A 26,494-nucleotide genomic window follows, 5' to 3' on the forward strand; every position below is an offset into this window, starting at 1 on the left:
ATGCTCCTTGTCCGCTCACAGTGGGATGTTGCCGTGCTTGCGCCACGGGTTCTCGAGCTTCTTGTCGCGCAGCATCACCAGCGAGCGGCAGATGCGCTTGCGTGTCTCGTGCGGCAGGATCACGTCGTCGATAAAGCCGCGAGCACCTGCCACAAATGGGTTGGCAAAACGCTGCTTGTATTCCGCCTCCCGGGCGGCCAGCTTCACCGGGTCGTTCTTGTCTTCGCGGAAGATGATCTCCACCGCGCCCTTGGCGCCCATCACCGCGATTTCGGCGTTGGGCCAGGCAAGATTGACGTCGCCGCGCAAATGCTTGGAGCTCATCACGTCGTACGCGCCGCCGTAGGCCTTGCGGGTGATGACGGTGATCTTGGGCACGGTGCACTCGGCGTACGCGTACAGCAGCTTGGCGCCGTGTTTGATGATGCCGCCGTACTCCTGGCTGGTGCCGGGCATGAAGCCGGGCACGTCCACAAACGTGACGACCGGGATGTTGAACGCATCGCAGAAGCGCACAAAGCGCGCGGCCTTGATGCTCGACTTGATGTCCAGGCAGCCCGCCAGCACCAGCGGCTGGTTGGCCACGATGCCCACAGTCTGGCCTTCCATGCGGGCAAAGCCGATCAGGATGTTCTTGGCGTACTCGGGCTGCAGCTCGAAGAAATCCCCGTCGTCCACGGTCTTGAGGATCAGCTCCTTCATGTCGTAGGGCTTGTTGGGGTTCTCGGGCACCAGGGTGTCCAGGCTCAGGTCCATGCGGTCGGCCGGGTCGTTGCTGGGGCGCACGGGGGCTTTTTCGCGGTTGTTGAGCGGCAGGTAGTTATACAGGCGGCGCAGCATCATCAGCGCCTCCACGTCGTTCTCAAACGCCATGTCGGCCACACCGCTCTTGGTGGTGTGGGTCACGGCGCCGCCCAGTTCCTCGGCGGTGACTTCTTCGTGCGTCACGGTCTTCACGACCTCGGGGCCGGTCACGAACATGTACGAGCTGTCTTTCACCATGAAGATGAAGTCCGTCATGGCGGGCGAGTACACGGCGCCACCGGCGCTCGGGCCCATGATCATGCTGATCTGCGGAATCACGCCGCTGGCCAGCACGTTCTTCTGGAACACATCAGCATAGCCGCCGAGGGACGCCACGCCTTCCTGGATGCGCGCGCCGCCCGAGTCGTTCAAGCCGATGACAGGCGCGCCGACCTTCATGGCCTGGTCCATCACCTTGCAGATCTTCTCGGCGTGGGTTTCGCTGAGTGCGCCGCCGAACACCGTGAAGTCCTGGCTGAAAACGAACACCAGGCGGCCATTGATCATGCCGTAGCCCGTCACCACACCGTCGCCGGGGATCTTGTTGTCCTCCATGCCAAAGTCGGTGCAGCGGTGCTCGACGAACATGTCCCATTCCTCGAACGTGCCGTCGTCCAGCAGCAGCTCGATGCGCTCGCGCGCCGTGAGCTTGCCCTTGGCGTGCTGCGCATCGATGCGCTTTTGCCCGCCGCCCAGGCGTGCCAGCGCACGCTTTTTCTCCAGTTGATCCAGGATGTCTTGCATGGTCGTCCTTTGGTGAATGGGTTTGTTTACTACTTATTTGATAGCTGCTTGCGCTTGATGGGATTGCGCCAACAGCAGATTTCGTGCTGCAGTCGATGCCGCGATGCGCCCGGCTGCCACATCGGCCTGCATCTGGGGCAGCAGCTCACGCACCTGCGGATGCTGGCGAAACGCGAGCTTGAGGCCCGCGTCGATGCGCTCCCACATCCAGGACAGCGCCTGCTTTTCGCGCCGCGTGGCCAGGCGGCCATTGGCGGATTGCAACTGGCGGAACTGCGTGACGGCGGCCCAGAAGCTGTCCACGCCCTGCCCCAGCAACGCGCTGATTTGCACTACTTTCGGGTGCCACAGCGTTTCGTCGTGGTGAGCGTTTTCCGGGTTGCCGTGTTGGCTGAGCAGGCGCAGGCTCGATGTGATCTGCGCCTCGGCGCGCGTGGCGGCATTCTTGTCGATGTCGGCCTTGTTAATGACCACCAGGTCCGCTATTTCCATCACGCCCTTCTTGATGGCCTGCAGGTCGTCGCCCGCGTTGGGCAGCTGCATCAGCACAAACATGTCCGTCATGCCTGCCACTGCAATCTCGCTCTGGCCCACGCCCACAGTCTCGACGATGACCACGTCGTAGCCTGCGGCCTCGCAGACCAGCATGGCCTCGCGGGTCTTCTCTGCGACTCCGCCCAGGGTGCCGCTCGACGGGCTGGGGCGGATGTAGGCTTTTTCGTGCACCGACAGGTGTTCCATGCGCGTCTTGTCGCCCAGGATGGAGCCGCCCGAGACGGTGCTGGAGGGGTCGATGGTGAGCACGGCCACGCGGTGGCCCTGGCCGATCAGGTACAGGCCCAGGGCTTCGATGAAGGTGGATTTGCCCACGCCGGGTACACCGCTGATGCCGAGGCGGAAGGCCTTGCCGGTGTGGGGGAGCAATTGGGTGAGTAGCTCATCGGCCTGCGCGCGATGGTCTGCCCGTGTGGACTCGAGCAGGGTGATGGCCTTGGACACGGCGCGACGCTGCGTGGGGCCGGGTTGACCGAGCACACCTGGGTAGAGGTTCATGCCAACACCTCCACTGCGGCCTTCTCGAACGCCGGGTTCCACAGGTATTCCAGGTCGAACTCTTGCTCCTCCACCAGCTGAAAGCCATGGCGCAGGTAAAAGCGGTTGGCATCGCTACCGCGCAAGGCGCTCAGGGTGATGTCACGTGCCTCTGCCCTGGCCTGTTCTTTCGCCCAATTCAGGGCCCACGCACCCGCACCGCAGCCCTGCTGACCCGGGCGGATGTAGAGGTGATGCAGCCGCGCCTGCGGCAGCGTCGCATTCGGTATGAGGGTGAGATAGCCAATGCGCTCGCCGCTGCGCACGATATGCCGCATGCAGGTAGGCACAAATGCGCTGCGCAAACGCTCTCGCACGCGCACCGGGTCAAACCGGCCGAGGCGCTCCAGGCTCTCTTGCAACGCCTGTGCGCGCAACTCAGCCATTGCCTCGAAGTCCGTGTCCTGGACGTCTTCAAAACTGAACATCAGGTTAGGCATTTTTCTGCGGCACGTGAGCAGAGAGCGGTGACCCACTGCCATCCTGAACCAGGATCGCGTGGCGCGTTGTCTCTGTGACTCCAACCAGCGTGCTGTTGCGCGGGAGGATGGTCGTGGTTGCATATTCCATTCGTGCTATTCGGCAGCCGCCAACATGATCCACACCGCTATGGCAACCCCGGCCAAGATGATGCAAACGCCGAGAAATCGCCAGCCGTTCCAAATCAACGTGGCGCCTATCCCGCCGATGCTGAGGCACTCCATGGCCGCCGACATTGCACGCCCCCCCGGGTTCGACTTCTTCATGCCACTCCTTCTGTGCGACGCAACAGCACTCGTACTGAACCTGCTTGATAGACGAAATTTGCACGAACTCAAGCAGCCACAGCCTTGCGAATCTGCTCCAGCACATCCTTCGCACTGGCCGGGATGGGCGTGCCGGGGCCGTATATGCCCTTCACACCCGCTTCGTACAGGTGCTCATAGTCCTGCGCCGGGATCACCCCGCCCACGAAGACGATGATGTCGTCCGCCCCCTGGTCCTTGAGCGACTGGATGATGGCGGGCACCAGCGTCTTGTGGCCTGCCGCCAGCGTGCTCACGCCCACGGCGTGCACGTCGTTCTCGATGGCCTGGCGCGCGCATTCTTCGGGCGTCTGGAACAGCGGGCCCATGTCCACGTCAAAGCCCAGGTCGGCAAACGCCGTGGCCACCACCTTAGCGCCGCGGTCGTGGCCGTCCTGGCCCAGCTTGGCGATCATGACGCGCGGGCGGCGGCCCTCGGTTTCGGCAAATGCGTTGATCTCGGTCTTGAGTTTGTCCCAGCCTTCGGCCGAGTCATAAGCGGCTGCGTACACACCGGTCACCTTTTGCGTATCGGCGCGGTGGCGCCCAAAAACCTTTTCGAGCGCGTCAGACACTTCGCCCACGGTGGCGCGCAAGCGCACCGCCTTGATGGCCAAGTCCAGCAGGTTGCCACTGCCGTCTTCTGCTGCAGAAGTGAGAGCATCCAGCGCTTGCTGCACAAGCGCGGAGTCGCGCTTTTCCCTGATATTTTTCAGGCGTTCGATCTGCCCGTCGCGCACCTTCACATTGTCGATCTGCAGGATGTCGACCGGGTCTTCCTTGGCCAGCTTGTATTTGTTGACGCCGACGATCACGTCCTTGCCGCTGTCGATGCGCGCCTGCTTCTCTGCCGCAGCAGCCTCGATCTTGAGCTTGGCCCAGCCGCTGTCCACGGCCTGGGTCATGCCACCCATGGCCTCGACCTCTTCGATGATCTTCCAGGCGGCATCCATCATGTCCTGGGTGAGCTTTTCCATCATGTAGCTGCCGGCCCAGGGGTCGACCACGTTGGTGATGTGCGTCTCTTCCTGGATGATGAGCTGGGTGTTGCGCGCGATGCGCGAGCTGAACTCGGTGGGCAGCGCGATGGCTTCGTCGAGCGCATTGGTGTGCAGGCTCTGCGTGCCGCCAAACACCGCGGCCATGGCCTCGATGGTGGTGCGCACGATGTTGTTGTAGGGGTCTTGCTCCGTCAGCGACCAGCCCGAGGTCTGGCAGTGCGTGCGCAGCATCAGGCTCTTGGGGTTCTTGGCGCCGGTCGCTTTCATGATGCGGCACCACAGCAGGCGCGCGGCGCGCATCTTGGCGACTTCGAGGTAGAAGTTCATGCCGATGGCCCAGAAGAAGCTCAGGCGCCCGGCGAACTCGTCCACGTCCAGGCCCGAGGCGATGGCAGTCTTCACGTATTCCTTGCCGTCAGCCAGGGTGAAGGCCAGCTCCAGCGCCTGGTTGGCGCCCGCCTCCTGCATGTGGTAGCCCGAGATCGAAATCGAGTTGAACTTGGGCATGTTCTTGGCCGTGTAGCCAATGATGTCGCCGATGATGCGCATGCTCGGCTTGGGCGGGTAGATGTAGGTGTTGCGCACCATGAACTCTTTCAGAATGTCGTTCTGAATGGTTCCCGAGAGCTGGTCTTGCGACACGCCCTGCTCTTCCGCCGCCACCACGTAGCCCGCCAGCACGGGCAGTACAGCGCCGTTCATGGTCATGGAGACCGACACTTTGTCCAGCGGTATCTGGTCGAACAGGATCTTCATGTCCTCCACCGAATCGATGGCGACGCCGGCCTTGCCCACGTCGCCGGTCACGCGCGGATGGTCGCTGTCGTAGCCACGGTGTGTAGCCAGGTCGAACGCCACGCTCACACCCTGCCCGCCTGCAGCCAGGGCCTTGCGGTAGAACGCGTTGGACTCTTCCGCAGTCGAAAAGCCAGCGTATTGGCGAATCGTCCAGGGCCGCACCGCGTACATCGTGGCCTGGGGGCCGCGCAGGTAGGGCTCGAAACCCGGCAGCGTGTTGGCGTACGGCAGGCCGGCGGTGTCTTCGGCTGTGTATAGCGGCTTGACGGTGATGCCGTCGGGTGTCACCCAGTTGAGCGCTTCGACATTGCCACCAGGGGCGGACTTGGCTGCGGCCTTGGCCCATGCCTCCAGCGAAGCGGCAGCGAACTCGGGAGCATTGTTGGGGGGCGTGTCACTCATGGCGAAGGCTTCTCCGAAGATGGCGTTGGTGCGTCAAGTTAGTGCGTCAAACACGACGCGCGGGCGGCTGCCGCCCACTTGCATTGATGTGGCGGCGAGTTTACATCATTCATAATTATTGATTCAAAATATTCCACACAGCTTACAATCCGCCCATGTCTGCCCTCACCCTCACGCCCCGTGCACTCTACGAAGAAGTGGCGGAGCAATTGCGCCAGCGCATCTTCCGCCGCGAACTGGAGCCCGGCAGCTGGATCGACGAATTGAAGATTGCCGAAGAATTCGGCATCAGCCGCACCCCCCTGCGCGAGGCGCTCAAGGTGCTGGCGGCCGAAGGCCTGGTCACGATGAAGGTGCGCCGTGGCGCCTATGTGACCGAAATGAGCGAAAAAGACCTGCGCGACGTGTACCACCTGCTCAGCCTGCTGGAGAGTGATGCAGCAGGCGTGGTGGCCACCACCGCCACACCGGCCCAGCTGCAAACGCTGCAAGACCTGCATGCTGAACTGGAGGCCGCCGCTGGCGAACGCGAGCGTTTTTTTGCGGTGAACGAGCGTTTTCACATGCTGCTGCTGGAGCTGGCCGACAACCGCTGGCGCAGCCAGATGGTGGCCGACCTGCGCAAGGTGATGAAGCTCAACCGCCACAACTCGCTGCTCAAGCAGGGGCGGATTGAAGACTCGCTGAACGAACACCGCACCATCCTGGCTGCGATGGTGGCACGCGATGCCAAGGGCACGGTGAAGGCCATGCAGGCGCATTTTGCGCAGGGGCTGGAAGCGGCGACCTGATTGAAAGCCACCAGCACAAGCCGGCTTGTCGCGGGCTTGTGCTGTATCGGCTCAGTTTTTGGCCGGCTCCACGCGGTTGCGCCCACCGGCCTTGGCGGCATAGAGCGCCTCGTCGGCGCGGCGCAGCAGGTCGTGAAAGCTGCGGTCCCCTTCGCCCGCCGCGGCCACCCCCAAGGAAATGGTCATGGGGATGAACACCCCGCCCGCATACAGAGGCTCCCCAGCCACCAGCGCGCGCAGGCGCTCGCCAGCCGTCAGGGCGGCAGCAGTGTCCAGCCCCTCCCACAGCACCACAAACTCCTCGCCACCGTGGCGTGCCGCCAGATCGCTGCCCCGGCATGCTGTGCGCAGGTGTACGGCCACATGCCGCAGCGCCACGTCCCCCACTTCATGTCCGTGGCAGTCGTTGATGGCCTTGAAGTGATCGATATCGATCACAGCCAGGGCCAGACCGCGTGCCTGTTGCGGCCTCTCGGCAAATCGCCGCTCCCCCACCGTGACCAGCGTGCGGCGGTTGGGAAGGCCCGTGAGGTAGTCGGTGGAGGCTGCCAGCTCCCACTGGCGGCCAATGCGTTCGGAGCACATGAGCAAAAAGGCCGTCGTCCCCACCACGGGCAGCAATGCGGTGATCATGGGGCTGGCCATGTTGATCCAGGCCCCATCGCCCGTGATGTCAAAGGACGGACTGATGCCACGCCCCAAAAAATAAGCCGCCCGAAACACTGTGAACCCCGCCACAAAGGCAAACAGGCTCGCCATCACGCGGCGGCTGTGCGCACCATCAGGTGATTTCTGCGACACCAGCAACACAAAGCTTGCCAGCAGCAAGAACACGCAGCAGGTCGAAAGAATGAACACACGCATGCGCGTGTCCGGCCGGAGCACCGCGAACCAGAGTATTCCCAGGATGCCCACCGCAGCCGGGGCCAACATCCAGCGCAGATCCGGCAGGCCATAAAACTGCCGCAGCGCACGCCAGTAGCCCGTGCACCCCAGCAGCACCAGCCCGTTGGCCAGCGGCGACGCCAGCCCCAGAGGCATATGGTCGCGCGACGCGTACATCACGGCACTGCCCGCCAGCAGCAGCGTAGCGATGCGCCAGGTTTCGGTGCAGGTGCGCAAGGCCACAGGGAAGCTCTTGCGCATCAGGCCCAGCACCCACCCGTTGGCCAGCATCATCAGCGTGGCAACAATGAAGATGGTGACGGGATCCATGGCGGCGGGAGCGAAATGGCAGTTTGCGGCGGGGTGGCGAACGACGAGGTGGCTTCCCCTTTTGATATCGGCGGAAAGTGGGACATTGTGGCTGACCCGGCTTGCAATCAGCCCGCGCATCGTGCGAATGCCCTTCGGCAGCCCGGCTCCGGGGGTCGACCGAACCCCTTGGCGTCACCCAACGCACTGCGGAGAAAGCGCAGCGACCCGCCCCACAGCGCGCCAAAGCACAGGCGCGGAGCATTCCGAAAATCGGAACGCACCATTTGCAACACAAGAGGTCTCGGCGCGGGCGTTTCCAGCAGGTTCGATCGGTATGATTCTGCGGGTTTTCACTGAGGCTGTGCGCCTTTGGCGCGCACAGCCTTCACCGCAGGTTCCATGTCTCCCATCCCCTCCGATATCGCCAGCGTCCACACGCTGCCCCAGCTCCTTGCCTACCGCGCTGCCTGCACCCCCAATGCCGAGGCGTACCGCGCCTTCGACCCCACCACCCAATCCTGGATGAGCCTGACCTGGGCGCAAGCTGCACAGCACGTCGGCACCTGGGCACAGGCCTTGGCGGCCATGCAGCTTCCGGCTGCGGCGCGCGTAGCCATCCTGCTGCCCAATGGGCTGAACGCCATGTGCGCCGACCAGTCTGCGCTGGCCACGGGCTGCGTGCCCGTGCCCCTGCATGCCATCGACAACCCCGGCAGCATCGCCTACATCCTGGCCGACTGCGAAGCATCGATGCTGATCGTGAGTCACGCCGAGCAGTGGGAAAAGATCCGCGCCGTGGGCACGCGGTTTCCGGCCTTGCGCGCGGTGGTGATCACCGATGACGACACGCCATCTTTCAAGGCCGCAGCCGGCTCTGGTGAAGACCCTGCGGTGGGCTCGCTCGCCCAGTGGCTGGCGGGCGCGGCACATGCAGACGGCGCTCCAGCACCCAAGGCCCCGGATGCGGACGACCTGGCTGCCATCGTCTACACGTCCGGCACCACCGGCAAACCCAAGGGCGTGATGCTGACGCATCACAATGTGGTCAGCGACGTGAAGGCCGTGCTCGACCGCATTGCACCCACGGTGGACGACGTGTTCCTGTCGTTCCTGCCGCTGTCGCACACCTTTGAACGCACGGGCGGCTATTACCTGCCGATTGCCGCCGGCAGCTGCGTGGCCTATGCCCGTTCAGTGCCCCAGTTGGCCGAAGACCTGAAGACCGTGCGCCCCACGGTGCTGGTGTCAGTACCACGCATTTACGAACGCATCCACGCCAAGCTGCTGGAAAAGCTATCGCCCATGCCCTGGAAGATGCAGTTGTATGAAGCCGCACAGCACAGGGGCTGGGCGCGTTTTTGCACCATGCAAGGGCTGCCCGCTCCTGCGGCCGAGGACGGCCGCGCCGCGGGCTGGATGGCCGCCCTGCCCTGGCCGGTGCTGCAGGCTTTGGTGGCAAAGCCGCTGCTGGCGCAGTTTGGCGGCCGCGTGCGCGTGGCGGTCAGCGGTGGCGCGCCGCTGTCACCCACCATTGCCAAGTGCTTCCTGGGCCTGGGCCTGCCGCTCATCCAGGGCTACGGCATGACCGAAACCGCGCCCGTGGTGTCGGTGAATTCTCTCGATGACAACGACCCGGCCTGCGTGGGCAAGGCCCTGCCGGGCGTGGACGTGCGCATCGGCGAGAACCACGAGCTGCAGGTGCGTGGCCCCATCGTGATGAAGGGCTACTGGAAGCGCCCCGAAGACACGGCCAAGATCCTGAGCCCCGACGGCTGGCTGGGCACGGGCGACCAGGCTGAGCTCGTGAACGGCCGCATCTATATCAAGGGCCGCATCAAGGAAATCATCGTCACATCCACCGGCGAAAAGATCCCTCCGGGCGACCTGGAGCTGGCACTGCTGGCCGACCCGCTGCTGGAGCAGGCCTTCGTGGTGGGCGAAAACCGCCCGTTCATCGCCTGCGTGGCGGTGCTCAATGCGGGTGAATGGCAGCGTCTGGCGGCGGACCTGGGCCTGTCTGCGCAAGATACCGACGGCCTGAACCACCCCAGCGTGCACCGCGCCGTGCTGGCCCGCATCGAGAAGAACACCGCCAGCTTTGCCCGCTATGCCGTGCCGCGCGCCGTGCACCTGACGCTGGACCCTTGGACGATTGAGAACACCTTCATGACGCCGACGCTCAAGCTCAAGCGCAACAACCTGATGGCGAACTTTGCGCAAGCGATTGACGGGATGTACCAGAAGCCGGGGCGCTGAACCCCGGGGTGTCAAGTCAAAGCACCAGCTCGCCCTCTCCCGCATACACCACCCCAAACCGGTTCGCCACAAAATCCGCCAGCCCCACCGCCTCCTGCCCCACAAACCCCTGCTGCGGCAACTGCCCCTGTGCCACCAGATCCAGCGCCGTGCAGATGCCCGCGGCCGTGGTGAGCTGGATGGCGCTCAGCGTGTGCCCCGCCACCTGGGTGCCCACGATATGGGCCGAATACGAGTCCTGCACCAGCCGCCCGCCCTTGAGGCCCGATGCGGTGGCAAACACCACGATCACGTCCTGGTCCGTGGTGGGGATGGCGGTTTCGAGAATGTCCTTGAGCAGATCGCGCCGGTCGCGCAGGCGCAGGTCGTTGAGCAGCAGCTTGAGGATGGCGTTGTGGCCCGGGTAGCGAATGGACTGGTAGTCCACCTGCCGCGCCTTGCCTGCCAACGTTTCTGTCAGCGTGCCCAGCCCGCCCGAGGTATTGAAGGCCTCGTATTCCACGCCGTCCAGGGCAAAGGTCTCCAGCCCCTCCAGCGCGGGCACCGTGGTGCGCACGCCGTCCACAATCGCCTCGCAGGGGTTGCAGTATTCATTGATGAGGCCTTCGGTGCTCCAGGTCAGGTTGTAGCGCAAGGCACCTTGTGGGTAGCGTGGGAGCGCCCCCACGCGCATGCGCAAAGTGTGCAGCGTGTCAAAACGGCGGGCCAGGTCATTGCCCACGATGCCGATGAAGCCCGGGGCGAGGCCACATTGCGGCATAAGCACGCTGCGGGCGTTGGCGGCCAGGGCGCGGATGGCCTGGGTGCTGGCCACGTCTTCGGTCAGGTCAAAGTAATGCACTCCCGCTGCGGCGCAAAGCGTCGCAACCGGCACAGCGCGGTGAAACGGCAGTGCATTGAGCACGGCAAAACGGCCGTCGATAGCGGCCTGCAGGCTCGCATCGTCGGTGGCCAACTGGGTAGATACGCCCAGAGCCGCCACTTCGGCCAGGCGTGCAGGGTCGCGGTCCACCACCAGGGTGTCGTAGTCGCCGGCCTGCTGCAGCAGCAATGCCATGGCAAAGCCGATGTGGCCTGCGCCCAGGATGGTGATGGCGCGGCGGACAGTCTTGTGGGATTGGGTGGAAAAGGTGGTCATGGCGGAGCTCCCGGTAGTGCTCACTGCGTGCAGCGGTGATAGGTGTTGTAGATGCCTTGATGCTAAGCAATGATGCTGTCAATGTGTAGCACCTATAACGTCGAAAACCGCTCTTTGTCTCGCCACAACGGCGAATATGATGGCCGTTATGACTTTTTGAGGAATTGCCCATGACCCAGGCCCTGGACGACACCGACCGCCAACTGCTGAGCCTGCTGCAGGCCAACGCCCGCGAGGGCACGGCACAGCTGGCGCGCAAGCTGGGACTGGCCCGCACCACCGTGGTGGCGCGCATCGCACGGCTGGAGCGCTCGGGCGTGGTCGCTGGATATGGGGTGCGGCTGGGCGCCCGGCTCGACGCCACCACCGTGCGCGCGTGGTGTTCCATCAGCGTGTTGCCCAAAACTGCGCCCGCCGTGCTGCGCGCGCTGGAGGCCATGGCCGAGGTCGAAGAGGTGTCTGCCGTGAGCGGGCCGTTTGACTACCTGGTGTTCTTGCGCTGCACGAGCCATGAGCAGCTTGATGCGCTGCTCGACAAGGTGGGGCAACTCGACGGCGTGCACCAGACCCAGACCAGCATCGTGCTCAGCCGCAAGATCGACCGGCGCAGTGTGGGCGCGTGAAACCGTCTGCCGCCAACGCATTCACTTCATTTTTCATAGCTGCTAGCGCTTTATAGATAAGCGCTAGAGCCCAATTTTATTGAAAACTTTGACTGACAAACTCAGGCCTCGAACTGCTTCGGGTTTTTCCCTTGGATCGGCGCATAAAACGCCTTGATGCGCACCATGTCGCCGTCCAGGTCGCCCGTGGGCTCGAACACCGGGCCCAGGCCGCCCACCTTGCGGCCGTAGTCCACAAAGGCCAGCACGATGGGCACGCCCGCCTGCTGGGCGATGAAATAGAAGCCCGTCTTCCAATGCCGCGTCTTGCCGCGTGTGCCTTCGGGCGGCACGATGAGCTGCATGGGCCCGTCCGCATCCCGCATGGCCTGGGCGGAGCTGGCCACCAGGTTGTTCGCCTGCTCCCGATTCACCGGAATGCCGCCCAGCCAGCGCATCACCCCGCCAAACGGCGCACGGAACAGGCTCTGCTTGCCCATCCAGTACACCCGCAGGCGCAGCGAAAACGCCAGCATCAGCGTGTACGGCAGGTCCCAGTTGCTGGTGTGCGGGGCGGCGATCAGCACGCTTTTGGCGGCGTGGGCGGGCAAGGTGCCTTCCACCGTCCAGCCCGTCAGGCGCAAGGTGGCGCGCGACAAGGCGCGCAGCAAGGTGTTGACAACCGGCGTGTCAAAAATCGTGTGGTGCATGGGGGATACAGCGGCAGACAGGGCCCGCAGGACGCGGCAGCACGACCGGCCACATCGGCATCGGGTCGCACATCAGAAAAGCGCCGCGAGTATCGCCGATGCCGCCTTGGCCCTGCCTTGCGGCAGGACAAGGGCTGGCGCCATTCCCAGAACGAGCACACTGCATTACTATTATTTTTATAGCTATCAGCGCTTATCCATCAAGCGAAATGGCCTATTTCCCCCATATCCACAGGCTGGCGCAGCTTGTGGGTCGATGGGATAATCGCGCCCTCCTCCCCCTGCAGCCTCGTGGCGGGCCCGACCAGGGCGCGCCGCTGCAGCCCGTACTTGTCTTTCGTTTGCCCCCTTTGCCTGCTGTGGAATCCCCCGTTTTGAGCCCCTGGCGCATGTCCGTCGCCCCGATGATGGACTGGACCGACCGCCACTGCCGCTATTTTCACCGGCTGCTGACCCGCCAGACCCTGCTGTACACCGAGATGGTGAACGCGGGTGCCATCATTCATGGCGGCACCGAACGGCACCTGCGTTTCAACGCCGAAGAGCATCCCGTGGCCCTGCAACTTGGCGGCAACGAGCCCGACAGGCTGGCCGAGGCCGCGCGCCTGGGTGCGCAGTGGGGCTACGGCGAGATCAATCTCAACTGCGGCTGCCCGAGCGACCGCGTGCAGCGTGGCGCGTTTGGTGCCAGCCTGATGAAGTCGCCCCAGTTGGTGGCCGACTGCGTGAAGGCCATGAAGGACGTGGTCGACGTGCCCGTCACAGTCAAGCACCGCATCGGCATCGACAAGGTGGAGGACTACGGCTTTGTGCGCGACTTCATCGGCACCGTGGCCGACGCTGGCTGCACCGTGTTCATCGTGCATGCGCGCAATGCCTGGCTGCAAGGTCTGAGCCCCAAGGAAAACCGCGACATCCCGCCGCTGCGGTATGAAGTGGTGCACCAGCTCAAGGCCGAGTTTCCGCAATTCACCATCGCCATCAATGGCGGTATCGCGACCGATGCCGTGGTGCAGGAGCAGCTGGAGCATCTCGACGGCGTGATGATCGGCCGCGAGGCGTACCACAACCCCTGGTGGCTGGCCCGCTGGGACCAGCTCTACTACGGCGGCGCCCCCTGCCCTCTGACCCGCGAGGAGGTGGAGCTGGCAATGGTCGAATACATGGAACGTGAGGCCGCCCAATACGGCACGCCCTGGCCCCACATTGCCCGCCATATGCTGGGCCTGCGCCACAGCCTGCCCGGCGCCCGCATCTGGCGCCAGGTCTGGAGCAACCATCTGCTCAAGGACCGCCCTGCGCGCGAGGTGCATGCGCTGGCGGTGCAGTCGTATGCCAGCGCTGCACCTGAGTCTGCGTCCGAGCAAACAGCCCAGGCCTTGCCGGTCTGACGCCGCCCTGCGGTGGCCACCGAGGTACAGAGCAAATGCACAAGCGCGAGAAGATGCGCGTAAAACCCCCCGTGCCTATCTCCCTGCGCGCCCCCGTGGCGGCCGATGAAGAGCGTTTTATCGCGCTGGCCCAGCGCAGCCGCGTGCTGCATGCGACCTGGACCTCGGCGCCATCAACCCCCGAGGCGTTTGCCGCCTACCTGGCGCAAATGGACGCGCCTGCGAACCAGGGGTTTTTGGTGTGCCTGCCGGACAAGGATGGCGGTGGGGATCAGATCGCGGGAGCCTTCCATCTCTCACAGATCGTGATGGGCAACTTTCGCAGCGCCTACCTGGGCTACTACGTCTTTGCAGGCTACGAGCGCCAAGGTGTGATGCGTGCAGGCTTGCAACAGCTGCTGCGCCACGCCTTTGGACCATTGAAGCTGCACCGGCTGGAGGCGAACATCCAGCCCGGCAACGAAGCGTCCATCGCGCTGGTTCGAGCCTGTGGGTTTCTACAAGAAGGCTTTTCGCGCCGTTATCTCAAGATCAACGGCCGCTGGCGCGACCATGAGCGCTGGGCCATCGTGGCCGATGGGGCCACTTCGCACATCTGATCGCACGGTGTAGCCCCTCATTCAGCGCGCTCTGCGGCTCAGGGTGGTGGGGTCAATCGCCCCAGCCATACCGCCAGCGGCTCCGGCCGACCGAACAGGTAGCCCTGCAGGCATTCGCACTGGCTCTCCACCAAAAAATCCGCCTGGGCGCGTGTCTCCACGCCCTCTGCCACCACACGCAGGTGCAGATGGCGGGCCACCGAGATGATGGACTGCACGATGGCGGTGTCGCTCGGGTCGTCGGGGGTGTCATCCACAAAGCTCTTGTCGATCTTGAGCTCGTACAGTGGCAGCCGCTTGAGGTAGGCCAGGCTCGAATAGCCGGTGCCAAAGTCATCGATGGAAAACCGCACGCCCAGGCCCACGATCTCGGTCATGCGGGCAATGGTGTCGTCCAGGTTTTCGATCAGCAGGCTTTCGGTCACTTCCAGGATCAGGTTGGCAGGATGGGCGCCGGTGTGGGCCAGCACATGGCGCACGCGCTCGACAAAATCGTCCTGGCGGAACTGCCGTTCGCTGACGTTGACCGACAGCGACAGCTCGCGCCCCGCAGCCTGCAAGCGCGCCAGGGTTTCGCAGGCCTGTTGGATCATCCAGTCGCCCATGCGCAGGATCAGGCCCGAGGCCTCGGCGATGGGGATGAAGCGGCTGGGCGGCACGTTGCCGCGCACGGGGTGGTCCCAGCGCATCAACAGCTCGCCGCCCACCACGGTGCCCGCAGCGTCCACCTGGTTTTGCACAAAGGCGGCCAACTGGCCCAGGGCGTGGGCTTTCTTCAGGTCCTGCTCCAGCGCCAGGCGCTCCTGCACGTCGGCCTGCATGGCCGCTTCATAAAAGCGGATGCGGTTGCGGCCCAGGTCCTTGGCGCGGTACATGGCGGTGTCGGCCTCGCGCAGCAGGTCTTCCACACCCTCGCCGCGCTTGGGGAACAGCGTGATGCCAATGCTGCCCGTGGTGCTGTAGAGGTGGGTGTCGATGGTGTACGGGGCCTCCAGCGCGGTACGGATCTCCTCGGCCACCAGCAAGGCCTGGCGCCCAGCGGCCTCCATGTCGGACGCCACGTTGTGCGCCAGCACCACAAACTCGTCCCCGCCCAGGCGGGCCACGGTGTCGCCGGGGCGCAATTGCTGCGTGAGGCGGTGCGCCACCTGCATGAGCAGCGTGTCGCCCAGCGTATGCCCACGCGCGTCGTTGATCTGCTTGAAGTTGTCGAGGTCGATGTACAGCACGGCGCCGACCTGCGCCGTTTGCTGGGCGCTGAACAAAGCGTGCTCCATGCGGTCGAGCAGCATGCGCCGGTTGGGCAGGCCAGTGAGCGCGTCGAAATAGGCCAGCTGGTGCGTGCGCGCCTCGGCCCGCTTGCGCTCGGTGATGTCGCGCGAGAGCGCGATGAACCGGGGGGCGTCGCCGGGCGCAGCGCTTTCCTTGCGGGCAATGGACAGCTCGAACCAGTGTGTGGCGCCATGGAGTTCCAGCCGGTACTGGTGGCCTGCCGAATAGCCCGTGCGGTGCGCGGCCTCCAGCGCTGCATGGCAACCGGCGGCGGCTTCGGGGGGCACAACGTCTCGCAGCAGCCGTCCGAGAAGCATGTCGGGGGGCACGGCCAGCTCTTCAGAGCGTGCCGATCGGTAGTGGTGAATGCGTCCGTCCAGGCCCAGCTCAAAGAGCAGGTCGGGGATGGCGTTGAGCGTGCTTTCCAGATCATCGCGCGTGGCGCGCAGCTCCGCCGTCATGTCGCGCGCCAGCGCCACAGCCCGCTCGCGCCCGGTGGCAAGCAGCCAGGTGAACCAGGCCAGCAGCAGGCTCAGCACCGATCCCATCAGGGCCACGGGGTGGTGGCCTTCGTCCTGGAAGCGTTCGGCAAACGCTGGCTGGGGCGACATGTGCAGTACCCAGCGCCGGCCGCCCAGCTCCAGCACACGCCGGGCCTGCAAAGCCTGGATGGCGGTTTCAGTGCCCTCAGCCGGCCGCGCAACGTTGGTGAAAAGCAGGGTCTCGGCGGCGCCAGCTTGGGTGCCGTCAGAGATCCGGAAACCGATGTCGGCATCGAACTCGCGCGACATGCCGCGGACCACGTCTTCCAGCCGAAACGGCGCCGATACCCAACCGGCCAGCCCGGTGCGCCGGCCCTCCACCGTGCGCGCATCGGTGCCCGCGCCATACAGCGGCATGTACATCACCAAGCCTGGGCTGTTGTCCTGCAGAAGTGTCAGCTGGCCGGACAACGCCAGCATCCCGGTGTCGCGGGCGCGGTCCAGCGCTTCCTTGGCGGGGGGAAGGGTCAGCACATCAAACCCCAGCGCCTTCAGGTTGTTGCCCTCCAGGGGCTCGATGTGGGTGATGGGGGCCAGCACCTCGCGTGCGCCTTCGGGGCGCACGGTGTATTGGGCGTACCCACGTTGGCGCATGTCATCCAGGTGCGCAGCCAGCGCGGACGCAGGCAACTGCAGGATGAGTGAAACGCCCTGCAGGCCCGGGCGCGTTTCCCGCAATTGCAGGGCGCCCACATAGGCCTGGAACTCGGCCCGGTCGATGCGCTCGGACCCTTCAAAGTACCCCTTGACCCCACGAAGCACCACCTCGTAGGTGGCCATTCGGTCCTTGAGGTTGTAGGCGATCTGGTCGGCCGCGGCCTGAAAGTTCTGCTCCCGCTTGGCGCGGGCGCCGCCTTCTTCGCTTTGCCAATAAAGAAAGGTCAATCCCAGGGTGAGCAGCCCCACCAGGGGCGGCAGCAACACGGGCAGCCACCGATGGTTGGTGGCCCCACTCCATCCATCCGGGGACGGTACGGCTGGCGCCGACTCAGCGGCTACCTCGGTCCCTTGGTGAGAATGTTGCGTCATGGCGTTCTTGGGGGTGATTCCGCTGCGGTCAGCGAAAGCCGCCACCGTGGGCGAACTCCACCATTATGAGCACCTGTCCCGCACAAAAAAGCAGTATTTGCGCACACACTTTTCACCCAGGCGCAGCGCATGGTCGGCATTGTTGGATATGCTTCCTTCGCACCGTCGCCAATACTTTCCAGGAGCCTGAGCACAGCTCCCCCCAACCACCCTCGCACACCAAAGACCTGGCATGCCATCGCTTGATTTCGACCTGGAGGAATCCCATTTCCGTGCGTTCTACGCGCAGCAGTCTGTGGCGCTGGACGCGGCCTGCGCCGCCCTCACCGACATGGTCGCCGCCGTGGTCACGCGTGCGGGCGGCGTGGAAGTCGCCAAGGTGGAGGGCCGCGTCAAGGATGCGGACGAGTGCATCCGCAAGTTTGTGCGCAAGTACCGCCCGGCGCTGGAGGAAAACAACACGCCCTACGAGATCCAGAGCTACATCACCGACCTGGTCGGCGTGCGGGTGGTGTGCCTGTACGAGGACGAGCTGGAGAAGATCGCGGCCATCGTGCGCGGGCACTTTGCCGTGATCGATGTCACCGACAAGGTGACGGCGGTGGAGAGCACCGAGGCCTCGTTTGGCTACAAGGGCCTGCACCTGGACCTCAAGCTCAGCACCACGGAGCGCACCCAGCCCGAGCACGCCGCCTATGCCCACCTGCCCTTCGAGCTGCAGGTGCGCACCATCATCCAGGACTCCTGGAGCGTGCTGGACCACCGGATCAAATACAAGAAGTCGATTCCCGGCGAACTCAAGCGGCGCATCAACGTGCTGTCTGCCCTGTTCGAGCTGGCCGACCGCGAGTTTCGCCAGATCCGCGACGCCACGGCCGCTGAATTGCTGCAGGCACCCGACGAAACCGCAGAGCCGCTGCCCGACCCCGCTGCCGTCGACAACCCCCAGGCCCCCAGCAAGGCGCAGGCTCCCAGCAGCGAGCTCAATGCGTTCACCTTCCTCAAGATTGCGACGCACTTCTTCAAGGATTTTGAGTTCGAGCCTTCCAAGGTGGACGGTTTTGTGGACGACATCCAGGCGTGGTCGCGTGGCATGACGCGGGCACGCTTCAATGCGCTGATGCGCGAGACCGTGGGCGTGGTCAAGCGCTACAAGCAGCACTTTGAAGAACACAACCCCCAGGCCAGCTTCAATCCGTACACCGTGATCCGCCACTGCTTGTACCTGAGTAACAAGGCTGCGTTCCGCCCCGCGTTGCGCAACTCGGCCCGGGAGTCTTTCGAGGCATGGCTGCAGGAGCAGACCGAACCAAAGCTTCAGTAATTTGCTTTTAGAAGGGCTTTCCGCTTATCTGGATTGAATTTAATGCTATTTATTTTATAGCAATTCAATTTCCCCCTTTTGTGGAGCAAGGCACCTGCCGACTACACCAATTTGTCGCATAGGTGACTAGGGACTGGTGGTTTTCCTCCATGCGCTTGTTACCAAGTGCTGCTATATTGCACTGCAACATAACGGAGTTTCGCCCATGCTGTATCACATTTACGAAACCCAGCGCTCCCTGATGGAGCCATTTACCGATTTCGCACAGGCTGCTGCCAAGCTGTTCAGCAACCCGATGTCGCCCTTCAGCGAAAGCCCCCTGGCGCAGCGCATGTCTGCGGGCTACGAACTGCTGTACCGCCTGGGCAAGGACTACGAAAAGCCAGCCTTCGAGATCCATTCGGTGGATGTGGACGGTGTCGGTGTGGCAGTGCACGAACGCATCGAGGTCGACAAGCCGTTTTGCGAACTGCGCCGCTTCAAGCGGTTCTCGGACGACACCGCCACCCTGACCAAGCTCAAGGAACAGCCCGTGGTACTGATCGTGGCCCCCTTGTCGGGCCACTACGCCACCTTGCTGCGCGACACCGTGCGCACCATGCTCAAGGACCACAAGGTCTACATCACCGACTGGAAGAACGCACGGCTGGTGCCCCTGGCCGATGGCGAGTTCCACCTGGACGACTACGTGAACTATGTGCAAGAGTTCATCCGCCACCTGCAAGGCATCTACGGCAACTGCCACGTCATCAGCGTGTGCCAGCCCACGGTGCCCGTATTGGCAGCCGTGTCCCTGATGGCGAGCCGGGGCGAAACCACACCGCTGACCATGACCATGATGGGCGGCCCCATCGACGCCCGCAAATCACCCACGTCGGTGAACAACCTGGCCACGAATCGCAGCTTCGAGTGGTTCGAGAACAATGTGATCTACCGCGTGCCCGAGAACTTTCCGGGCGCGGGGCGGCGCGTGTACCCCGGTTTCCTGCAGTACACCGGCTTTGTGGCCATGAACCCTGACCGCCACGCCAGCAGCCACTACGACTACTTCAAGGACCTGATCAAAGGCGACGATGCCAGCGTCGAGGCCCACCGCAAGTTCTACGACGAATACAACGCCGTGCTCGACATGGACGCGGACTACTACCTGGAAACCATCGAGACCGTGTTCCAGGAGTACAAGCTGGTCCACGGCACCTGGGATGTGCGCTCCCCCGACGGCAAGATCGAGCGCGTACGCCCACAGGACATCACCACCACCGCACTGTTCACGGTGGAAGGCGAACTCGACGACATCTCCGGCTCGGGCCAGACTGAAGCCGCGCATGACCTGTGCAGCGGCATCGTGCGCAAGGAGCAGCGCCACCTGGAGGCCAAGGGCGCGGGCCACTACGGCATCTTCAGCGGCCGGCGCTGGCGCGAAGTGGTCTACCCCCAGGTACGCTCCTTCATCCTGCAGCACGAAAAGCCGCAGACGAAGGCGGCAGCACCTGTGATGGACACCCCGGACGACAACCCGCCTCTGCGCGCAGTCCCAAAAGCCGCAGCCCCCGCCCCCAAGGCTGTGGCCAAGCCCGTCGCAAAACCCGTGGCCAAAGCAGCAGCCGTCAAACCGGAAGCTAAAACGGTCGCCAAAGTGGCCGCCAAGCCCCCAACCAAGGCGACGGCGGCTGTGGCCACCCGCTGGGTGACTCCAACACCAGCCACCACCGGCAAAAAGCCCACCACCGGGGCTGCCGCGCCCGCCGAGGTGGTAGCGGCCACGCCTGCGAAGGCCACGACGGTGACCGCAGCAGCCACATCCCGCACCCGCCGCAGTGCGGCGCGCAAGGCTTGACCGAGCTCCAGCCGCCGGTTTCCACGCCATCCGCCGCCGTGTCCACGCTTGCGGCGCGGATTGACGCAGCCTTGCCCCAAACGCAGTGCACGCGCTGCGGCTACCCGGACTGCTCCGCGTACGCCCGGGCCATTGCCAAGGACGGCGTGCCCATTAACCAGTGCCCTCCAGGAGGCGCCGAGGGCATTGCCCGCCTTGCCGCCATCACGGGGCAGGCGCCGCTGCCGCTGAGCGCTGAGCACGGCCTGGAAGCACCGCGCGCCGTGGCCTACATCGACGAAGCATGGTGTATTGGCTGCACGCTGTGCATCAAGGCCTGCCCGACCGATGCCATCGTGGGTTCCCACAAGAAGATGCACACCGTCATCGAGCCGTATTGCACCGGCTGTGAACTGTGCATCCCGGTGTGCCCCGTGGATTGCATTGAGCTTGAGAACGTCAGCGGCAACGCCACCGGCTGGGCCGCATGGTCCGCCCCATTGGCGCTGCAGTCCCAATTGCGCTACCAAGCGCACCGTGGGCGCCTGCCGCTGGAGGCCGCCGCGGACGGAGATGATGAAACCTCTCAAACAGCCATCGATGCACCGGCCTCCGCTGGTGACGGCTCCGCGCCCATGGGCCCCGCCGATCCCACAGCCGCTCATGCCACCCGCCAGGCCACCATTGCAGCGGCTCTGGAGCGGGCCCGTCAGCGCCGATCCCAAGCACCGCGCTAGGCGTGGCTTCTTGGAGGTTTGACTCCCGGCCCACGCCCCTCAGAGACCAGGAGACCCTGAGGCCAAGCCCTCAGGTGCAAGTTCAGAGAAGACAAACACCTCAAAATCGAGCACATTGGTGCAAATTTTCACATTCAGCCCATGTGCCCTACATGCGGACCTCCGGGCAAGTTAATGTGCAATGCTTCAATAAGTGCCTTCCCAGAAGACAATCCTGCATGGATCTTCTCAACAATGCGCATCGCGCAATAGCCCAGTGTGGACGACCGCCCGTGCCGAAGAAAAAAATACTGCCGCACCGAGAGTTTCACAAGGGATGTGCAATCAATGCAATCTAGCCTTCCCTTCACATTGTGGCGCCACCGCAGTTTGGTCTTTGAATTGGTCAAACGCGAATTTTCCAGCAAATATCGGGGTTCTTTGGGTGGAGTCTTCTGGTCACTGGCCCACCCCCTCTTTCTGCTAGGCATCTATACCATCGCATTTGGGGTAATTCTCCAGTCCCGCTGGAACAACTCGGGCAGTGCGGTGGACTATGCGTTGATGCTGTTCGCTGGCCTGATCGTGTTCAACGCATTTTCTGAGGTCCTGAGCAAATCGCCGCTCTTGATCACCGGCAACCCCAATTTTGTGAAAAAAGTGGTTTTTCCACTGGAGCTTTTGCCCATCGTCACGGTGGCCGCTGCCTACCTGCAGGCGTTATTGGGCACGGGGATTTTGCTGGCGGGGTATGTGATCTTCGTGGGAATGCCCCGGCCCACGGTATTTCTTTTCCCGCTCGTCCTGCTGTGCTTTGCGCCCGTACTGCTCGGACTCGCATGGCTTCTCTCGGCCATTGGTGTCGCGGTGAAAGACATCGGTCAACTCACAGGCATGCTCAGCCACAGCCTTCTCTTCTTGACCCCCATTTTCTACAGCATGGATTCCGCCCCTGACATGATCAAGAATTTGCTGATGCTGAATCCCCTGACTTTCATTGTGGAGCAGTTTCGCCTCGTACTTCTGGCGGGAGGCATGCCCTCCTTCTTGGGACTTGCCGTCTATATCGGTCTCGCCAGTGTTTTCTCATGGGCATCGCTGACACTCTTCAGGCGCCTGCGCACCACATTTGCGGATATGGTTTGAGCAATGTCGGATATTGTCATTTCCGTCAAAAACGTCAGTAAATGCTATCGGATATTCGACGATCAGCGCTCACGATTCTTGCACGCACTGTCCCCCAGACACACCCGAGGAATGCAGGAAGTATGGGCCCTGAAGGACATTAACATTGAAGTCGCTCGAGGAGAATCGCTGGGCGTGATCGGTCGCAACGGCAGCGGGAAAAGCACATTACTGGAAATAGTGACCCAGACCCTCACGCCGACAACCGGCGAAGTGCAGGTGAATGGCCGTGTGGCGGCATTGCTGGAACTGGGTAGCGGTTTCAACCCAGAGTACACAGGACGGGAGAACGTCCTCCTGAATGGCCTGCTGATGGGTTTGACGCGGGAAGAGGTAGAGCACCGATTCGACGATATTGCTGCGTTTGCAGACATTGGCGATGTGCTGGATCGGCAAGTCAAAACCTACTCCAGTGGCATGCTCGTACGCTTGGCCTTTGCTGTGCAGGTGGCACTGACACCCGACATATTGATCGTCGACGAGGCATTGAGCGTGGGAGACTATTTTTTCCAGCAAAAGTGCTTTGGGCACCTTCGCAAGATGCGGGAGGACGGCTTGACCCTGCTTTTTGTGTCGCACGACATGGGCACGGTGCGCGATCTCTGCAAGAGAGCCATTTATTTACGCCACGGCTCGGCTGAATTCACTGGGGACAGCGGGTCTGCAATACGGCATTATTTCAACGAGGATGCACCATCCCAGCCCGCCAATACAGCAGAAATACCCGCACCCCTCTCTTACGTCCCGGAGTCTTCTGATGTTCGATTCGCTGCAATTTTCAGTGATGCGCTGTGGTCTAGACCTCAAAACCATCCGGGCCGTCTGATTGCAGTGAGCATCCAGGATCAGAATAATAATAAAACTGAACGCACTCAAATGGGTTCTGATATATACATCAAAGTATATTATCAAAGCCTTGTAGGCGATGTGGGAACGACAGTTGCATTGGCCATTAAAAATAGGTTTGATCAAGTCATCTTTGTAACCAATGCGCGCCGTCTTGGCATAGAAAACTGCGACACAGAAGACGGGCGCAACGCGGTCTTTGTGTTCAAGGTAACATTAAATATCGAGGCGGGACTTTATTCCTTGAAAATCGGAATTCATCAACCCACCGAAATCAACAAAGGTCGAGAACTTGATACCACCGGCTGGTTTGGGCCATTTCGAATTGACTGGAGCTATGAGACGGAATCAGCCCCATTTTTGGGCATGTTTGGACTTCCGGCAAGCGGCGAATTCATAGCAAACTGCGGTGAGCAGGAACTTTATCCATAGCGACATTCACCAATACATAGAAGTCCTCACCGCACCCGATGGAAATTAAAATAATTTTAGCAAACCGTCAATTCCCCCAGGATAAAACTGAAATCCGCAAAAATAATGATAACAATTAAAATCTACCATCGTGTGCTTGGGGCTTGTCGCGCAATTTTGCATATCGCCTCGTCAGCATTTGGGTCTCCAAACCCCATTGTTCGATATATCATGACCCCCTTCATGCCGAGACTGGGCAATCTCAACCAGTATCCACCGAGGCCAATGATGCATTTTAAATTGTACCAAAATGCAAAGCAACTTCCAGCTGCACCAAAAATTTCATTGATTACACCCTCATTCAAGCAAGGTACTTTTATTGAAAAAACAATAACCAGTATTCTTGATCAGAAATATTCAAATTTGGAATACTTCATTCAAGATGGCGGATCTCCAGATGAAACCGTTTCCATCCTGGAAAAATTCGAAGGAAAAATATCTGGATGGGTATCAGAAAAAGACACAGGGCAGTCGCAAGCGATCAACAGAGGGTTTGCCCGGACTGAGGGTGAGATCATGGCCTGGCTTAATTCTGACGACCTGCTTTTGCCGGGCGCATTGAATACGGTCGCGGATTACTTCGTGCGCCATCCAGAGGTAGATGTGGTTTATGGTGACCGACTGCTCATCGACCGGAATGGGATGGAGATTGGCCGTTGGATCATGCCTGGGCATGACAGTGTCGTGCTGTCATGGGCAGACTATATTCCGCAGGAGACACTCTTCTGGCGACGACGTATCTGGGACAAGGCTGGAGGCCAAGTCGACGAATCATTCAGGTTCGCGATGGATTGGGACTTGCTGATACGCTTTCGAGACGCTGGAGCGAAGTTTGCTCACATACCCCTTTTTCTGGGGGCCTTTCGGGTTCATGAGCACCAAAAAACCTCTGCCAATATCAACGATATCGGCCAGCAGGAAATGAATCGGATACGCGAGAAAATTCTTGGCAGAGTTCCTGACTATAAGGAGATACGAAGTGCGGTGCTTCCTTATCTGTCAAGGCACATGCTTCGAGATTTGGCGTTCCGCATACGCCAACCTCTCAAGCGGGTGCGCTGATCTGGGTGCCCATCAAAATGGCAGTGTTTGTTCCAGTCGTTGCAGGACATCAACGCAGTGATAGGCGAATTGGACGGAGTCCAAGACCAAGGAATTGGAAATGAGAAGTGAAGCAAATTGGAAGATGACTGGACTGCTCCAATCTGGAGAAGAAGCACCGGGGTCCGGCCTATGAACGCGATCAAGTTAAGCCCAACGACCCGGTCCGAGAGGGTATATGTGGCCGGCCACTCCGGCATGGTCGGTTCAGCCATCGTGCGGGCGCTGAAGCAACGGGGCAATGTCGAGATCATCACACGCACCCATGCCGAACTCGATCTGACCTGTCAGGCCGATGTGCGTTCCTTTTTCCAGGCTGAAGCACCCGCCCATGTCTATCTTGCGGCGGCCAAGGTGGGGGGCATACATGCCAACAATACCTATCCCGCAGAATTCATTTACCAAAACTTAATGATTGAGGCCAATGTCGTGCATGAGGCATGGCGTGCGGGTATTCAACGCCTGATGTTCCTGGGGTCCAGTTGCATCTATCCCAGGCTTGCGTCCCAGCCTATGGCTGAAGAGGCGCTGCTGACCGGTACTTTGGAGCCGACCAACGAACCCTACGCCGTCGCCAAGATTGCAGGCATCAAGCTGTGTGAGTCCTACAACCGGCAATATGGCACCGATTATCGCAGCGTGATGCCCACCAATCTCTATGGCCCGGGCGACAACTACCATCCAGAAAACAGCCATGTCATACCGGCACTTATCCGTCGTTTTCACGAGGCAAAATTAGCCCGATCCTCTAGTGTTGTGATCTGGGGAACTGGTGCGCCGCGACGCGAATTTCTTTATGTCGACGACATGGCAGCAGCCTGCATCCATGTCATGAATCTGGATCAATCGGTTTATAACGCCTGCACACAACCCCGGTTGTCCCACATCAATTTAGGGACTGGCGAAGACCTGCCCATTCGAGAGCTTGCCCAGTTGATCGGCGAAGTGGTGGGATACACAGGGAAGATCGAATTTGACGCCACCAAGCCGGATGGCGCGCCGCGAAAGCTCCTGAATGTGAGCCGCTTGCAAGGATTGGGCTGGCGTGCCCAGGTTGGGCTACAGCACGGGTTGACCATGGTCTATCAGGACTACGTTTCAACGCTGCAACGTGCCAATGGATGATCCTGTGGATAAGCCTTTGGTGACGGTAGCCGTGCCCTCCTATAACCAGGGGCGCTACCTGAATGCGGCGCTGGAGTCCATATTTGCGCAAAACGTCCCGGTCGAGGTCTATGTCGCAGATGGCGGTTCCACCGACGAATCGATCGAGGTCATCCGCCGTTGGGAAACACAACTTGCGGGTTGGCGAAGTTGCAAGGATATGGGGCAATCATCGGCCATCAATGAGGCAATTGCAAAAGGAAGCGCGCCTTTTGTGTGCTGGCTCAATAGCGACGATTGGTTATTGCCAGGTGCTCTGAAAAATCTGGTCGAAGCGTTGCAATTGAACCCTGCCGCTCCAATGGTCTATGGGCGGGTGTGGAACTATGCGGAAAGCACCGGAAAAACCCGCCCTGTGCTGGTCCGACCTTTTAGCGAGTGGTGGATGGCTCAATTTTGTATTGTTTCGCAACCCGGGGCATTGATTCGCCGAACGGCATGGAATGCCGTTGAAGGCGTGGACGAGTCATTGCATATGACCATGGACTACGACCTTTGGTGGCGCCTCTACAAAATATTGGGGCCATTGAAATTTGTGGACTCCTTTGTCGCAACCAACCGTGAGCACGATGCCACAAAGACCAGCACTCGGCGCAAGGAGCATTATCGGGAGGCCATGGGCGTAGTGCGTCGACATTATGGTCGATTGCCCCTAAAGTGGTGGATCGCCCAACCATACTCGGTTTGGTATCGATCCATGATGAAACACTGATTTCAA

The 26,494-nt window shown here is 61.8% G+C and carries 22 protein-coding genes; 13 read left to right on the top strand and 9 right to left on the bottom strand.

The annotated features are described in order from the left end of the window. Positions 1-15: 15 nt before the first annotated feature. The 5 genes from ASE52_RS05860 to scpA all read right to left on the bottom strand — a co-directional run bounded on the left by ASE52_RS05860 (position 16) and on the right by scpA (position 5,626). The gene (locus ASE52_RS05860) at positions 16-1,548 is read right to left on the bottom strand and encodes an acyl-CoA carboxylase subunit beta (RefSeq protein WP_056062687.1); all 1,533 of its coding nucleotides are present in this window, start codon (positions 1,546-1,548) and stop codon (positions 16-18) included. Positions 1,549-1,581: 33 nt separating this feature from the next. Beyond that, the gene (gene meaB, locus ASE52_RS05865) at positions 1,582-2,601 is read right to left on the bottom strand and encodes a methylmalonyl Co-A mutase-associated GTPase MeaB (protein ID WP_057224482.1); all 1,020 of its coding nucleotides are present in this window, start codon (positions 2,599-2,601) and stop codon (positions 1,582-1,584) included. Next, positions 2,598-3,080 (bottom strand): GNAT family N-acetyltransferase, encoded by a 483-nt coding sequence (locus ASE52_RS05870; RefSeq protein ID WP_057224484.1) that lies wholly within the window; start codon positions 3,078-3,080, stop codon positions 2,598-2,600. The genes meaB and ASE52_RS05870 overlap by 4 nt, the downstream gene beginning before the upstream one ends. Positions 3,081-3,215: 135 nt before the next feature. Further along, on the bottom strand, positions 3,216-3,386 hold the full coding sequence (locus ASE52_RS25910) for a hypothetical protein (RefSeq protein WP_158004144.1): 171 nt from the start codon (positions 3,384-3,386) through the stop codon (positions 3,216-3,218). A gap of 68 nt (positions 3,387-3,454) precedes the next feature. Then, the gene (scpA, locus tag ASE52_RS05875) at positions 3,455-5,626 is read right to left on the bottom strand and encodes a methylmalonyl-CoA mutase (RefSeq protein WP_057224486.1); all 2,172 of its coding nucleotides are present in this window, start codon (positions 5,624-5,626) and stop codon (positions 3,455-3,457) included. Between the two features lie 155 nt (positions 5,627-5,781). On the opposite strand from scpA, the gene ASE52_RS05880 reads away from it, so the two are divergent. Further along, positions 5,782-6,417, top strand: a complete 636-nt coding sequence (locus ASE52_RS05880) for a GntR family transcriptional regulator (RefSeq protein ID WP_010458874.1) — start codon at positions 5,782-5,784, stop codon at positions 6,415-6,417. A gap of 51 nt (positions 6,418-6,468) precedes the next feature. On the opposite strand, the gene ASE52_RS05885 is transcribed toward ASE52_RS05880, so the two are convergent. Further along, on the bottom strand, positions 6,469-7,632 hold the full coding sequence (locus ASE52_RS05885; protein ID WP_010458875.1) for a sensor domain-containing diguanylate cyclase: 1,164 nt from the start codon (positions 7,630-7,632) through the stop codon (positions 6,469-6,471). Between the two features lie 381 nt (positions 7,633-8,013). Here ASE52_RS05885 and ASE52_RS05890 point away from each other — a divergent pair, with 381 nt between their 5' ends. Next, complete coding sequence (locus ASE52_RS05890) at positions 8,014-9,870, top strand: long-chain fatty acid--CoA ligase (RefSeq protein WP_057225261.1); 1,857 nt, start codon at positions 8,014-8,016, stop codon at positions 9,868-9,870. 16 nt (positions 9,871-9,886) lie between these two features. On the opposite strand, the gene ASE52_RS05895 is transcribed toward ASE52_RS05890, so the two are convergent. After that, positions 9,887-11,008, bottom strand: a complete 1,122-nt coding sequence (locus ASE52_RS05895; protein WP_010458878.1) for a saccharopine dehydrogenase NADP-binding domain-containing protein — start codon at positions 11,006-11,008, stop codon at positions 9,887-9,889. A gap of 170 nt (positions 11,009-11,178) precedes the next feature. Here ASE52_RS05895 and ASE52_RS05900 point away from each other — a divergent pair, with 170 nt between their 5' ends. Further along, complete coding sequence (locus ASE52_RS05900; protein WP_010458880.1) at positions 11,179-11,631, top strand: Lrp/AsnC family transcriptional regulator; 453 nt, start codon at positions 11,179-11,181, stop codon at positions 11,629-11,631. Between the two features lie 101 nt (positions 11,632-11,732). Here ASE52_RS05900 and ASE52_RS05905 read toward each other — a convergent pair whose 3' ends face one another. After that, a complete protein-coding gene (locus ASE52_RS05905; RefSeq protein WP_057224488.1) occupies positions 11,733-12,320 on the bottom strand; it encodes a lysophospholipid acyltransferase family protein in 588 nt (195 codons plus the stop codon). 374 nt (positions 12,321-12,694) lie between these two features. Between ASE52_RS05905 and dusA the strand changes: the two genes are divergently transcribed. Both dusA and ASE52_RS05915 read left to right on the top strand, forming a co-directional pair. Beyond that, entirely contained in the window at positions 12,695-13,711 is a 1,017-nt protein-coding gene (dusA, locus tag ASE52_RS05910) for a tRNA dihydrouridine(20/20a) synthase DusA (RefSeq protein WP_277814402.1), read from the top strand. A gap of 35 nt (positions 13,712-13,746) precedes the next feature. Continuing rightward, entirely contained in the window at positions 13,747-14,310 is a 564-nt protein-coding gene (locus ASE52_RS05915; protein ID WP_057224492.1) for a GNAT family protein, read from the top strand. A gap of 38 nt (positions 14,311-14,348) precedes the next feature. Here the strand turns inward: ASE52_RS05915 and ASE52_RS05920 are convergent, their stop codons facing one another. Continuing rightward, positions 14,349-17,153: an EAL domain-containing protein gene (locus ASE52_RS05920; protein ID WP_057224494.1), complete on the bottom strand. Its 2,805-nt coding sequence runs from the start codon at positions 17,151-17,153 to the stop codon at positions 14,349-14,351. A 232-nt stretch (positions 17,154-17,385) separates the two neighbouring features. On the opposite strand from ASE52_RS05920, the gene ASE52_RS05925 reads away from it, so the two are divergent. The 8 genes from ASE52_RS05925 to ASE52_RS05960 all read left to right on the top strand — a co-directional run bounded on the left by ASE52_RS05925 (position 17,386) and on the right by ASE52_RS05960 (position 26,488). Next, on the top strand, positions 17,386-18,477 hold the full coding sequence (locus ASE52_RS05925) for a RelA/SpoT domain-containing protein (RefSeq protein WP_057224496.1): 1,092 nt from the start codon (positions 17,386-17,388) through the stop codon (positions 18,475-18,477). A gap of 205 nt (positions 18,478-18,682) precedes the next feature. Continuing rightward, on the top strand, positions 18,683-20,314 hold the full coding sequence (gene phaZ / locus ASE52_RS05930; RefSeq protein WP_057224498.1) for a polyhydroxyalkanoate depolymerase: 1,632 nt from the start codon (positions 18,683-18,685) through the stop codon (positions 20,312-20,314). A 38-nt stretch (positions 20,315-20,352) separates the two neighbouring features. Then, entirely contained in the window at positions 20,353-21,030 is a 678-nt protein-coding gene (locus tag ASE52_RS05935) for an RnfABCDGE type electron transport complex subunit B (protein ID WP_198928063.1), read from the top strand. A 327-nt stretch (positions 21,031-21,357) separates the two neighbouring features. Then, a complete protein-coding gene (locus ASE52_RS05940) occupies positions 21,358-22,155 on the top strand; it encodes an ABC transporter permease (RefSeq protein WP_057224502.1) in 798 nt (265 codons plus the stop codon). 3 nt (positions 22,156-22,158) lie between these two features. Next, positions 22,159-23,472, top strand: coding sequence for an ABC transporter ATP-binding protein (locus tag ASE52_RS25915; protein WP_158004145.1), 1,314 nt, complete (start codon positions 22,159-22,161; stop codon positions 23,470-23,472). 210 nt (positions 23,473-23,682) lie between these two features. Beyond that, positions 23,683-24,573, top strand: coding sequence for a glycosyltransferase family 2 protein (locus ASE52_RS05950; protein ID WP_241776928.1), 891 nt, complete (start codon positions 23,683-23,685; stop codon positions 24,571-24,573). Between the two features lie 171 nt (positions 24,574-24,744). Continuing rightward, positions 24,745-25,737 carry a GDP-L-fucose synthase gene (locus ASE52_RS05955; protein ID WP_057224506.1) on the top strand — a complete coding sequence of 331 codons (993 nt, stop codon included), beginning with the start codon at positions 24,745-24,747 and terminating at the stop codon, positions 25,735-25,737. Beyond that, positions 25,730-26,488, top strand: a complete 759-nt coding sequence (locus ASE52_RS05960; RefSeq protein WP_057224508.1) for a glycosyltransferase — start codon at positions 25,730-25,732, stop codon at positions 26,486-26,488. The genes ASE52_RS05955 and ASE52_RS05960 overlap by 8 nt, the downstream gene beginning before the upstream one ends. Positions 26,489-26,494: the final 6 nt, after the last annotated feature.

It is taken from the genome of Acidovorax sp. Root275 (genome assembly GCF_001428965.1).
Classification (GTDB): Bacteria; Pseudomonadota; Gammaproteobacteria; order Burkholderiales; family Burkholderiaceae_C; genus Acidovorax; species Acidovorax radicis.